Origin of the sequence: Pseudomonas sp. PDM25 (assembly GCF_019219045.1) — a bacterium.
Classification (GTDB): Bacteria; Pseudomonadota; Gammaproteobacteria; order Pseudomonadales; family Pseudomonadaceae; genus Aquipseudomonas.
In genome coordinates, this window is sequence record NZ_JAHUWL010000005.1 from 162923 (window position 1) to 174618 (window position 11696).

Annotated in this window: 13 protein-coding genes and 1 tRNA gene; 2 read left to right on the forward strand and 12 right to left on the reverse strand. The window is 58.6% G+C overall.

All coding sequences use genetic code 11. The annotated features are described in order from the left end of the window. Positions 1–8: 8 nt before the first annotated feature. Positions 9–782, reverse strand: a complete 774-nt coding sequence (locus KW848_RS11115; RefSeq protein ID WP_007897462.1) for an ABC transporter ATP-binding protein — start codon at positions 780–782, stop codon at positions 9–11. Positions 783–1344: 562 nt separating this feature from the next. On the opposite strand from KW848_RS11115, the gene gabP reads away from it, so the two are divergent. Next, the gene (gene gabP / locus KW848_RS11120; protein ID WP_218536841.1) at positions 1345–2736 is read left to right on the forward strand and encodes a GABA permease; all 1392 of its coding nucleotides are present in this window, start codon (positions 1345–1347) and stop codon (positions 2734–2736) included. Between the two features lie 77 nt (positions 2737–2813). Here the strand turns inward: gabP and vapC are convergent, their stop codons facing one another. The 6 genes from vapC to KW848_RS11150 form a co-directional block, all read right to left on the reverse strand. After that, the gene (vapC, locus tag KW848_RS11125) at positions 2814–3221 is read right to left on the reverse strand and encodes a tRNA(fMet)-specific endonuclease VapC (protein WP_218536842.1); all 408 of its coding nucleotides are present in this window, start codon (positions 3219–3221) and stop codon (positions 2814–2816) included. Beyond that, on the reverse strand, positions 3221–3451 hold the full coding sequence (vapB, locus tag KW848_RS11130; protein ID WP_033058311.1) for a type II toxin-antitoxin system VapB family antitoxin: 231 nt from the start codon (positions 3449–3451) through the stop codon (positions 3221–3223). The genes vapC and vapB overlap by 1 nt, the downstream gene beginning before the upstream one ends. 182 nt (positions 3452–3633) lie before the next feature. After that, positions 3634–4086 (reverse strand): hypothetical protein, encoded by a 453-nt coding sequence (locus tag KW848_RS11135; RefSeq protein ID WP_218536843.1) that lies wholly within the window; start codon positions 4084–4086, stop codon positions 3634–3636. Next, positions 4086–4508: a hypothetical protein gene (locus KW848_RS11140; protein WP_192409855.1), complete on the reverse strand. Its 423-nt coding sequence runs from the start codon at positions 4506–4508 to the stop codon at positions 4086–4088. The genes KW848_RS11135 and KW848_RS11140 overlap by 1 nt, the downstream gene beginning before the upstream one ends. A 37-nt stretch (positions 4509–4545) precedes the next feature. Then, the gene (locus tag KW848_RS11145; RefSeq protein ID WP_218536844.1) at positions 4546–5520 is read right to left on the reverse strand and encodes an alpha/beta fold hydrolase; all 975 of its coding nucleotides are present in this window, start codon (positions 5518–5520) and stop codon (positions 4546–4548) included. Positions 5521–5589: 69 nt separating this feature from the next. After that, positions 5590–6648, reverse strand: a complete 1059-nt coding sequence (locus tag KW848_RS11150; RefSeq protein ID WP_218536845.1) for a YhcG family protein — start codon at positions 6646–6648, stop codon at positions 5590–5592. 262 nt (positions 6649–6910) lie between these two features. On the opposite strand from KW848_RS11150, the gene KW848_RS11155 reads away from it, so the two are divergent. Continuing rightward, positions 6911–7360: a carboxypeptidase regulatory-like domain-containing protein gene (locus KW848_RS11155; RefSeq protein ID WP_218536846.1), complete on the forward strand. Its 450-nt coding sequence runs from the start codon at positions 6911–6913 to the stop codon at positions 7358–7360. 85 nt (positions 7361–7445) lie between these two features. Here the strand turns inward: KW848_RS11155 and KW848_RS11160 are convergent. From KW848_RS11160 to KW848_RS11180, 5 genes are all read right to left on the reverse strand, one after another. Then, positions 7446–7521, reverse strand: a tRNA-Phe gene (locus KW848_RS11160). Positions 7522–7624: 103 nt separating this feature from the next. After that, entirely contained in the window at positions 7625–7897 is a 273-nt protein-coding gene (locus tag KW848_RS11165) for an oxidative damage protection protein (RefSeq protein WP_008149405.1), read from the reverse strand. Then, positions 7894–8961: an A/G-specific adenine glycosylase gene (gene mutY / locus KW848_RS11170; RefSeq protein ID WP_218536847.1), complete on the reverse strand. Its 1068-nt coding sequence runs from the start codon at positions 8959–8961 to the stop codon at positions 7894–7896. The genes KW848_RS11165 and mutY overlap by 4 nt, the downstream gene beginning before the upstream one ends. Then, complete coding sequence (locus tag KW848_RS11175; protein WP_218536848.1) at positions 8958–11183, reverse strand: AsmA family protein; 2226 nt, start codon at positions 11181–11183, stop codon at positions 8958–8960. The genes mutY and KW848_RS11175 overlap by 4 nt, the downstream gene beginning before the upstream one ends. 78 nt (positions 11184–11261) lie before the next feature. Next, the gene (locus KW848_RS11180; RefSeq protein WP_218536849.1) at positions 11262–11666 is read right to left on the reverse strand and encodes an acetyl-CoA sensor PanZ family protein; all 405 of its coding nucleotides are present in this window, start codon (positions 11664–11666) and stop codon (positions 11262–11264) included. Between the last annotated feature and the right edge of the window lie 30 nt (positions 11667–11696).

An 11696-nucleotide genomic window follows, 5' to 3' on the forward strand; every position in this document is an offset into this window, starting at 1 on the left:
TAGCTCCGTTAGCGGTTGCTGGACATGAATTGTTTGCAGCGCGCCGAAAGCGGGTTTTCGAACACCTGCTGTGGCGATCCTTGCTCTTCTACCAGGCCCTGGTGGAGGAACACCACCTCGCTGGAAACCTGACGGGCGAAGCCCATTTCATGGGTGACCAGCAGCATGGTGCGGCCTTCTTCGGCCAATGCGCGGATGACATTAAGTACTTCCTGGACCATTTCCGGGTCAAGGGCGGAGGTGGGTTCGTCGAACAGGATCACCTTGGGCTGCATCGCCAACGTGCGGGCAATGGCGGCGCGTTGTTGCTGGCCACCGGAGAGTTGCGCCGGGTAGGCGTGGCGTTTGTCAGCGATGCCGACCTTGGCCAGCAAGGCTTCGGCGACTTCGATGGCTTCGGCCTTGCTCTGGCCGAGTACGCGGCGCGGCGCTTCGATGATGTTGTCGAGCACGCTCATGTGCGGCCAGAGATTAAAGTTTTGAAATACAAAACCGATCTCGCTGCGCAGGCGATTGATCTGCTTGCCATCGGCAGCAACCAATTCGCCGTTCTTGGCGGCTTTGAGCTTGAGTTCTTCGCCAGCCACCAGGATCTGGCCCTGATGCGGGTTTTCCAACAGGTTGATGCAACGAAGGAAGGTGGACTTGCCGGAACCGGAAGAACCCAGGATCGAGATCACGTCGCCGTCGCGGGCGGTCAGCGAGATGCCTTTGAGCACCTCAAGCTGTCCGTAGCGTTTGTGCAAGTTGCGGATTTCAAGCGCGGGCGTGGCCTCAGCCATGTGCGTTCCTCATAAGTATTTCGCTCCTGCTATTGGCGGCCTTCCTGGCGAGGCGGCCAAGCTAGCATAGCGTCTGAATGGCAGCCAACAGCGCTACGGGCGGTAAACGGGTGGTCTGTGGCAGGTTGTCGCATCGGTACAGCAGACTGTCGCGCTGCTATCAACCGAACAGCCGTTTGAACCCTGCCTGTCGATAAAAAGGCTGGGGCTGTTCCAAAAAAGGGCGCGATGTTGCCAGCTTTGCCGGGGGGTTGGAAGCGCTAACCGGCCAAACGTTCCTGAACCGCACTTTTATTGTGCGTCGCTATATTTTTGGGTGTGTTTCTGGTGCGCTGTTTTGTTCTTAAAGTGGGTCGCAGGGTAACGCTCTGGCGAATTGCCATTAATCTCAATGACTTGCGATAAATGTCCGGTCTGGCGGAGAGCCCCATGCTTGGGCGTTCTGTAACATTTTGGCGCAATTATTGCGTGCAGAATACGGAACGCCCCGTTGGTTTCTTTTTACGAGAAGGAACGCCACACCGGGTGAACGTCATCGCTTTTCCTTACAAAGGTAGTTTCAATGAGCAGTACCCCAAGCTCCAATGGCCTCGAACAGGGGCTCAAACCGCGTCATGTGACCATGCTGTCGATCGCCGGGGTTATCGGTGCCGGCCTGTTCGTCGGCTCCGGCCACGCCATCGCTGCTGCAGGCCCGGCCGTGCTGTTGGCCTACGCTGCCGCCGGTATGCTGGTGGTGCTGGTGATGCGCATGCTCGGCGAAATGGCCGTGGCCTCGCCGGACACAGGCTCCTTCTCGACGTACGCCGATCGTGCGATCGGTCACTGGGCCGGTTTCACCATCGGCTGGCTCTATTGGTGGTTCTGGGTGTTGGTGATTCCGCTGGAAGCCAACGCCGCCGCGACCATCCTGCACGCCTGGTTCCCGAATGTGGCGATCTGGGCCTTCACCTTGATCATCACCTTGCTGCTGACGGTGACGAACCTGTTCAGCGTGAAGAACTATGGTGAATTCGAATTCTGGTTCGCCCTGGTCAAAGTCGTGGCGATCATCGGTTTCATCGGCCTCGGCGTTATGGCGATCTTCGGCTTCCTGCCGACCAGCCAGGTCAGCGGCGTTTCGCACCTGTTTGACACCCAGGGCTTCCTGCCAAACGGCATGGGCGCCGTGTTGGGCGCGATCCTGACCACCATGTTTTCCTTCATGGGCACCGAGATCGTGACCATCGCGGCCGCGGAATCGAAGAACCCTGGCCAGCAAATTTCCAAGGCCACCAACTCGGTGATCTGGCGGATTGGCTTGTTCTACCTCGTGTCGATCTTCATCGTTGTGGCCCTGGTGCCATGGAACGACCCGGTACTGGCAGCCGTCGGCTCCTACCAGACTGTGCTTGAGCGCATGGGCATCCCGAATGCCAAGCTGATCGTCGACATCGTGGTGCTGGTTGCTGTGACCAGCTGCCTGAACTCGGCGCTGTACACCGCCTCGCGCATGATGTTCTCTCTGGGCAAGCGCGGTGATGCACCGGCCGTTTCCCAGCGCACCAACAAGAGCGGCACGCCGTACTGGGCCGTCATGTTGTCCACCGGTGCTGCGTTCATCGCGGTTTTCGCCAACTACGTGGCCCCAGCCGCCGTGTTCGAATTCCTGCTGGCCAGCTCCGGCGCTATCGCGCTGCTGGTGTACCTGGTGATCGCCATCTCGCAATTGCGTATGCGCAAGCAGCGCATGGCTCGCGGTGAAAAAATCGCCTTCAGAATGTGGCTGTTCCCGGCCCTGACCTACGCGGTGATCATCTTCATCGTTGCGGCCCTGACCATCATGCTGTTCCAGGAAGCGCATCGGGTGGAGATCCTCGCGACCGGTCTGCTGAGTTTGCTGGTGGTGGCTGCCGGTTTGTTTGTGGCTCGTCGTCGCAAGCTGCAGAAGATGGGTGCGGTGGTGCTGAACTGATTCGCACCGCATAACGCAAAACGGCCGCTGTCAGTGATGACAAGCGGCCGTTTTTGTTTCTGTCAGTTGTACTGAGCTCAATCGGGGTGAACCCAGTCTTCTACGCGTAGCCCTGGAACCCGTTCAAATTCTCGTAGGTTGTTGGTTATCACTATGAATCCGCGTGAACGTGCGTGGCCGGCAATCATTTGGTCGTAGGGTCCGATAGGTGTGCCAGCCTTGGCCAGCTCGGATCGAATCATTCCGGTATGCGAGGCTGCTTCATTGTCGAAAGGCAAGACCTCAAGGCGTGCCGCAAAACCCTCGATCACAGCGAGGTTTTTTTCGGGTGTTGCTGATTTTTCCGCACCGTAGATCAACTCCATCAGCGTGACGGCGCTGATGCATAACTGCCCGTCATGACGGTTGAAAGCTTCTCGTACGATTTGCGGTTTGTTCTTGATGGTGAAGATGCAGATGTTGGTATCGAGCATGTATTTGATCATCAGAACGACTCACGCTCCTGATCGGCGGGTTGTTCACGATCGGTCATGAAATCTGCACTCACGCCATCCCCGTCGAACCAGCTGTCCCATGTTTCATCTGCGGGAGTGATGATGCGAGCTCTGCCGATGGCAACTACGTTGACTCGTTTCACGTCGCTTGGCATCGCAACAGCTTTGGGGAGGCGGACAGCCTGGCTTCGATTGCTCATGAAAAGGGTGGTCTGTTCCATTTTGGCCTCCTGTATTTGCGGGGTTTGTGAGTCCAGAGAATAGATCTCCTGGGGGATATGTCAACGGGATATACATAGTTGTTGACGAGAGGTAATGATCAATTGTTCAGGTGGGTGGCTTCCACAAAAAACGGCCGCTGTCAGTGATGACAAGCGGCCGTTTTTGTTTCTGAGGCGAGTGTTTACTCAGCCTTTACTTCCTGAGCATCCAGCGACTCGCGATAGCTGTCGAGCGCCGTGCCGAAGTCAGTGATGAACTGCGGATCCGTCAGCCAGGCCTGGGCGGTGTCGCGGTCCATGCCGTCGGCCCACATGCGGTAATCGATCAGCATGTCGGCGGCCAGGTGAGTGGCGGCCATGGCTTCGTTGTCGGCGTTTTCCATGTCCAGCAGTTCTGGATGGTCGCTGATGATTCCGGCGAGGTTCGACAACAAGGTCAGCAGCATGTCGTTGCGGCTGGTGGCTTCTGCGTCGTGCATTTTGCTGAACATCGCCAGGGTGTATTCCGGGATCGGCTCGCCGATTTCGCCCAGGTCATCGTCCAGTGCGGCGGGTTTTCTGCCGTGGATATTGATTTGTTTGGCTTTGATCTTGGCGCGTTTGGCGCGTTTCTGTTGCTTGTTCAGGGAGGCCATTAAATTCCGTTCGCTTTCGGTTGTGTTTGGGCCGCGATGGCGTCGGACGCCGCCACGTAGTCAGCCTGGAAGGCCGGGGATTCGATCCATGCCAGTGCGCCGGCTTCGTCCACTTCGGTGGACCATTGGCGGTATTCGATCAGCGCGGCGACGATAAAGTCTGTCGCTGTTTCTTCACCTTCCTGCTCCAGCACCAGCGCGAGCAGCGGGTGTTCAAGGAAGACCTTGCACATGGCTTGCTGGCTGATCTTTTGTGCGTCGATCATTTCTTTGAACAGGTCGGTCAGGTCCACCGATTCGAAGTCGATGCGGTCGTCGTTCGGGTCCAGCTCGACCGGCGCGGCAGCCCGTTGGGTGCGGTTCTGCTTGGCCTTGGCTTTGGCGCGTGTGGCGCGTTTGTTCTGCTTGTTGGCGGATGCCATGGGCGTCGTTCCGTATTCCGTTGAGTGGGCGCATCAGTCAGTTGCGTGGCACGAGCCGCCCAGGTGTGTCGGGGGCCAGTTTGCCGGTCTGCAACCAGGACAATGCAATGGGCCATAGTGTGGCTTGGTATGGGCTACGAAAAAAGGCGAAATGTCCGACTTCTTGTTCGCCGATGTCTTCGGGGGCGATTCGCAAGTGGGCGTTCGTGCTGTTGGTGAAGTAACCCAGCAGCCGTTCGATGGCTGGAATCGTGCCGTAAGGATCGTCGCTGATGCTGATGGCCAGGGTGTGTGCGGTGACGGATGAGAAGGGCAGTCGCCCGGATTTTGCGTGAAGGACGCGACCGCTGGGGCGTTTCTCGTAGTGCGCGGTGGGCATGCTCCAGTCGCGAACCACGCCGGCGGGGGTGTCCTCTAGCCAGCCGAGACGTTTGCCGGGGAAGTAGCCGCAAAGCAATGTCATCAATGGCATCACCAGATGCCACTTGCCGAACATCCGCCAGCGATGGGCGGGCGCGTAATCGCGCCAGTAAGCGAATTGCGCACCGACGGTCAGCAGACGTCGAATCATATGGCCGGAAGCTCCCAGGCCCGCGGCACAGCCTCCAAAGCTGTGGCCGACAACATCGATGGGTTGCCCGGGGAATTCACGCTGAGCGCGCTTGAGCATTGCCTCAAAGTCCAGCGCGCCCCAATCTGACCATGAAGCCCGAAGCCCTTTCAGCGAGGCGGGTCGCGATTCGCCGATGCCACGGTAGTCGTAAGTGATCACGTCGAAGCCGTTGGCAAACAGGTAATCGGCGAAGCGCGAGTAATGGCGGCAGCGGACGGAGGTGGCGGCGTTGATGATGACGACCGGGCGGGTTGCGTCCTGACGGGGGTGTCTCCAGGCAAAACCGCCGAGGCTGTAGCCGTCTGCGGCGAGCTCCTTGAACGGTTCGCCTGCCGTAGATGTGCGCGGTGGCAACTCGGTTTGAGTGGGTGCCAGTGAGGGCATGTCCTGCAAATTCATCGGCGTCGGACCTTTGCGGGTAGCTGCCAACGATAGTCTTCGCGCAGCGTATGAACAATCCGCCCGTGCTTATCGGAGCCTCTGCTTGAGTAATCGCTCCTCAAGCACCGCCCATTCCCGATCCAGTTCTGTGCGAAGTTCCTCCTCGCTCGGCAGTACCAGTCTGTAGGTACTGGCGAACAGTTGTTCGTTGCCTTGCAGCACTGAATAACGCACCACCGATTCATCTTTTTGCGCGCAGAGAATGAGGCCGACGGTGGGACCATCCTCCGGTCCGCGCTTGAGGTCGTCGTACATGCGCACGTACATGTCCATCTGGCCGACATCCTGGTGGGTCAGTACGCCGCGCTTGAGGTCGAAGATGACGAAGCACTTGAGCAGGTAGTTGTAGAACACCAGATCGATGTAGAAGTCCTTGCTCTCGGTACTGATGCGTTGCTGGCGAGCGATGAAGGCGAAGCCTTTGCCCAGTTCGAGCAGGAAGCCCTGGAGTTGATTGATCAAGGCTTGTTCAAGTTCGCTTTCCTGGATCAAGCCCGCATTGGGCAGGCCGAGAAACTCCAGAAGCACTGGGTCGCGGATGAAATCCCGAGGGCTAGCGTTCATTTGCTCGATATGGGTGGCGGCTTCCTGTTTGACGGCCGGCCGGTCGCGACTTGCCATCAAGCGTTCGTAATAGAGGGTATTGATCTGGCGCTCGAGGGCGCGACTTGACCAGTTCTGCATCGCTGACTCGTTCATGTACCAATGGCGAGCGTGATCGTTCTCGACTCGTAGCAATCTGCGGTAGTGGGTCCAGCTCAATTCGTGACGCAGTGCGTCACGAATTGGGAATGCTTGATAGAACAGGCGCATGTAGCGAAGGTTGGAGATGTCAAAGCCTTTGCCAAACTCTGCTGTCAGACTCTTCGCCAGCGTCGCCAGTAACTGCTTCCCATATCCCGCCCGCCGAGCCCCCTCCTGCTCGAACTCCACAATATGCCGTCCGATCTGCCAACAGGTTTGCACCTGGACGGTATCGACCGCTCGCAGCACCTTCTGACGCGCTTCACGGATCAATTCGCCAAGATTGCCGAGCAGTGAAGTGATCTGTGAATCTTGAGTGTTACCGGGTTTGAGAGGGCTCATGACATTTTCCGCGGCTGAAGGAAACAGGCGGAAGAGGATGGCAAGAGAGTGATAGTCCGCGATGCCGGGCGTTGCTGGTAAATCGGAAGGAAAGGCGAGTTTGCTTTGCAGGACCGGGCCGACGACAGCACGTGCATGAGGAATACATCACGTAGTCCGATTCGCAGTTAGCTCAAGTGCTAATCGATCTAAAACTTGAACATTCTGTAACAAATCTAAGAAGAGTAACGATTGGGTTCTGAGCAACCCGGGAGTCACCATCATGAAGAACGTCCATTCATTCATGCTGCCCATCGCCGCCGTCGGCGTACTGATGTTTCCAGTCGTGCTTAACGCCGCCAGTCTTGAACCGATTGACAGCACAGGTGTGCAAGTCCAGCAGCAACAGCAAAACGGGATTACTTACCTGTCCGGAGGGATCGGAGAGGATGAGGCTAAAGCCATTCAACATACGAAGGGCTACAACCTGCACATGACCTTCTCCACCGGGCCGAAGGATGAGTATGTGCCAGATGTGAATCTGGTCATTCAGAAAACCCCGGGGTCGCCCGTGCTGACGCTGAGTGAGGCCGGCCCGTTGGTTTACGTGCAGCTGCCACCCGGCAAGTACACCGTCGTCGCGACACGTAATGGTGAGGAGCGGCGTGATACGGCGGAGGTAGGAAGCGGTGCTGCTCGCAATCTGGTCTTCCATTGGGGTAGTGAAAACTAGCCGAAGAGAGACGACTTGCGCGAGGTCTGATCAAATCGCGAGCATAAAAAAACCCTGAATCTTGCGATTCAGGGTTTTCGGTATTTGGTGCCCAGAGACGGAATCGAACCGCCGACACGGGGATTTTCAATCCCCTGCTCTACCGACTGAGCTATCTGGGCAACGGGGCGCATTAAACTGGTTTTTCAGGGGGTCGTCAAGAAAGTTTTCAAAAAAATTTTAATTATTACCGTCGCTTACGTTCCGACCCTCGAAAAAGCGGGATTATTCAGCCGGCGGAACGTAGCCGTCAGCCTTGGCGTATTCCTCGCCGGAAAAGAACTTGTCCATCTCGCCCTGAAGATATTTGCGGTCTTCGGCGTTCATCATGTTCAGGCGTTTTTCGTTGATCAGCAGGGTCTGGTGCTTTTGCCAGTCTGCCCAGGCTTTGGCCGAGACGTGGTCAAAAATGTCCTGACCTTTTGCGCCAGGAAATGGAGCACGCTCCAGGGCGGGCAATTCTTCTTTGTACTTGCGGCACATGATGGTGCGGGTCATGACGACTCTCCTGCGTTCAATACGGCGGCCGCGCGTTCGAGCAAGGTTTTGACCGGGGCGGCAAGGCCCAGGCGCGGCGGGGTGGCGAGGTTATACCAGAGCCAGTCGGCCTCGGCCACGTGATGGCCGGCCTCCTGGACCTGAACCAGCCAGGGTTCGATGGACAACTGAAAATGACTGAAGGTGTGGACCAGGCTCGGCAGCGCCTGTTGGCTGCCCAGCTCCAGCGAATGCTGCGAAGCCAGATGTTGCAGGTCGTCGAGGTCATCGAGTTCCGGCAGGCTCCATAGACCGCCCCACAAGCCCGTGGAAGGGCGACGGTAAAGCAGAATCGCGCCGTCACCGTTGGCGAGCATCGGCATCAGCGTACGCTTCTGTGGCACGGCTTTACGCGGTTTGGGGATCGGGTAGCGCGTTTCCAGGCCGAGCATGTGCGCTTCGCAGCCCTTTTCCAGCGGGCAGAGCAGGCAGCTTGGTTTGCTGCGGGTACAGAGCGTGGCGCCCAGATCCATCATCGCCTGGGTGTAGGCGTTGACCCGATCATGCGGCGTGAAGCGCTCAGCGTTGGCCCACAGCTGTTTGGCGACCTTGGGCTCGCCCGGATAGCCCTCTTGCGCGGTAAAGCGCGCCAGCACCCGTTTGACGTTGCCGTCGAGGATCGGCGCCCGCAGGCCCATGCTCAGGCTGGCGATAGCGCCTGCCGTAGACAGGCCGATACCCGGCAGATCAACCAGCTTTTCCACATTCCGCGGAAACTCGCCGCCGTGCTCGGCGACGATAATCTTCGCGGTCTTCTGCAAATTGCGCGCACGGGTGTAGTAACCGAGGCCGGTCCACAGGTGCAGGACTTCGTCTTCCGGCGCAGCGGCCAGGGCTTCGACCGTCGGCAACGAGGCCATGAAGCGGTCGAAGTAGTTCAGCACCGTGCTGACCTGAGTCTGCTGCAGCATGATTTCCGAGACCCACACCCGATACGGGGTGATGCCTTGTTGCCAAGGCAAGTCGTGGCGGCCGTGACGGTCGTACCAGTCCAGCACCGCCGATGAAAACTGCTCGGCTCTCATCGCTTGAACAGCCCCTTCAACGCGTTTTTCAGTTCCGGGCTGACTTTGTCGCCAAGCTTCTCGTCGATTTTTTCGCTGATTTTTTCGCCGGCCAGTTTGCTCGCGACCTGGCCCATGCGTTCGTTATCGAGGCGGCAAGCCTTGGCGCCCAGTTCCAGCGGGCCACGGCAGCGCAGCGGCCACTCGATGCCGACGAACTTCTCGCCGACCTGGCAGGCCGGGTCCGGCATGTCGCTCTTGTCGCCTTCGACGATAACGCCCACGCGGTAATCCATGCCAAGCACCCGCAGATCGACGTCGCCGTCGCCGTTGACGGTCATGCCCGGGATGCGCACTTTCAGGTCCGGGTTGCTGGCCACGCCGTTACGGAAGGTCAGGTTGCCCTTGAACTCCTGGAACGGTGTGTCCTTGCCCCGTGGCTCGCCGCTGAGGGTTTTACGGTTCAGGGTGGCGATGCCTTTGCACAGCTGTTGTTCGAGGTTGGCATTGAGCAACACGCCGTTGTTGATGATGAAACTGGCATTGCCGTTGAGGGTTTCGATCAGCGCTTTCTGGCTGTTGCCGCTGCCGGTCAGGTTGCTGTTGAATGTCACCAGGCCATTGACCGGCGGATTTTTACCCTGGCTTTCGAGGATTTTTTCCACGGGTACTTTGCTGATGCTCGTCTGTATGTTCAGCGCTGGCACCTGTTGGCGCACGTCGAGCGTACCTTTGGCGTCGAAGTTGCCGTCGTACAGGTCGCCGCGAAGGCTTTCCAGAGTCAGCAGACCGCCCTGGCCCGAGGCCTTGAGCGCAGCGTTCTGGATCGGCAATTTATCGAGGGTCAACTGACCGAAGGTGAGGTCGGCGTCTACGTCGAGTTTGCTCAGGCGTTCCACCGGCAGCAGGCGCTCGTTGCTCCACGCGTCTTTGGTCGGTGCTGGCGGCAGCGGGGTGTTGCCCGGGCCAGCCATGGCTTCGGCCTCGGTGTTGGCCACTTCGGCCTTACGCACCTGCGTCGCGCTGTTGGCTTCGGCGGATTTTGGTGGCAGATAACGGTCGACGTTGAAGGTGTCGGCCTTGAGGTTCGCCCGCAGCGATTGTTTGGCGAAGTCCTCGACGGCGATGCGGCCGCTGAAGGTGCTGTCGTCGACTTTGAGGTTGATGTCGTCCAGGATCACGCTGGTCGGCGTGCCGGCAAGGCGGCTGACCAGTTCGACTTTGCTCAGGCTGCCTTCAGCCATCGCCGGAAGCTGCTGACCAATGCTGTCGACGAATTTCGCCAGATCGAACTGGGCGATCGACAGGCCGCCACTGATTTGCGGGGTTTTGTCGAGGTCGTTGACCTTCAGTTCACCCAATGCGCGCAGTTGGTTGGCAGAGATCTTGATGCCGGTCCATTCGGCGACGTTCGCCGCTTTATCCAGCAGCAACTGCCCCTGGGCGGCGAAGGTCATGGTTTTGCCTTGCAGCGGATCGCCAGCCACTTCCCCAGAGAGTTTCATGTCTTCGAATTTGTAGCGTTGCAGTGCGCGCTCGAAACGCAGCTCGCCGTTGAGCTCGGTACGGACACGCAAGACCGGCTGGTTGGTGCCCAGGAACGCAGTGAGTTTGACCGGGATGTTCGTGGAGTCATGCACCGGGCCGGTACTCAGCTGGATGCTTTCGGCGCTGAATTGCTTGCCGGTTCTTTCGTCGCTGTATTCAACGCGGGCGTTGTTGATGGTCAGGCTGTCGATGTCCAGGCGAATCGGCTGGGCCGGTTTTTCCGCTTGGGCGGTGGTCTCGGTCGGGGGTTCGCCAGTAGTCGCGGGCGGTGTGGCCGGGGTAGCCGGCGCCGGTACCTTGCCGATGTCTTGCCAGTTGCCGTGGCCGTCCTTGTCGCGGGTCAGGCGCAGGTTCAGGCCTTCGACGCGCACATCGCTCATTTGCACTTCACGGCGCAGCAGCGGCAGCACACGGACCGACAAGCCGAGCATCTGCAAATCAGCGAACGGCTCGGTGGGCTTGGCCAGGGTCGCGACCGTGGCTTCGTGCAATTCCAGGCCCAGCCATGGGAACAGGCTCCAGCCGATATCGCCATTGAGCGTCAGCTCGATGTGGGCCTTGTCGCGGGCTATCTGGCGAATCTCGTCTTTATAGTCATTGGGATCAAAGAGGTGGGTCAGGGCAAAGCCCAGCGCCACAATGATCAGCAATAGCCCGAGAAGTACCAGACCCAGGATTTTGCCGAACGCTTTCATGGGCGAGTCCTTGTAGTTAGTCGAATTCGAAATTTAGCCGGGGAGTATAGCGCTCCGCAGCGGACGACCGGTCAGCGATCACCTCGGCAACACAACCAGCGGTATTTTCAGTTTGGCCGCCAGGGCTTGTGCTTCCAGATGCCCGGCAGGCGCCAGCAAACGCAATGTCGCGCCCGATTGCGACGCCATTTTCTGCGCTTCATTCACCAGTCGCTCGGCCACGCCACGACGACGGGTAATTTTTCGTACGCATAGTTGGGACAGGTGCCAGACATCCGAGTGCCGTTGCAGACGTGCCGCGCCCAAAAGTCGATCGTTGAAGCGGCCGGCGATCAGCGAACCGTCCAGCAGGCAGCCTTCGATCAACTGCAATTCCCCGGCAAACGGGGCAAGCAGCCAGTCCGGAGCATCGCGGTAGATCTTCTGCAGATCTTGCTGATCTTGATAAGTGGCTTCGTTTAGCGGCTCGACAATGATCGGCATGAGGGCTCCTTCAGTGGTACGAGAACTGAT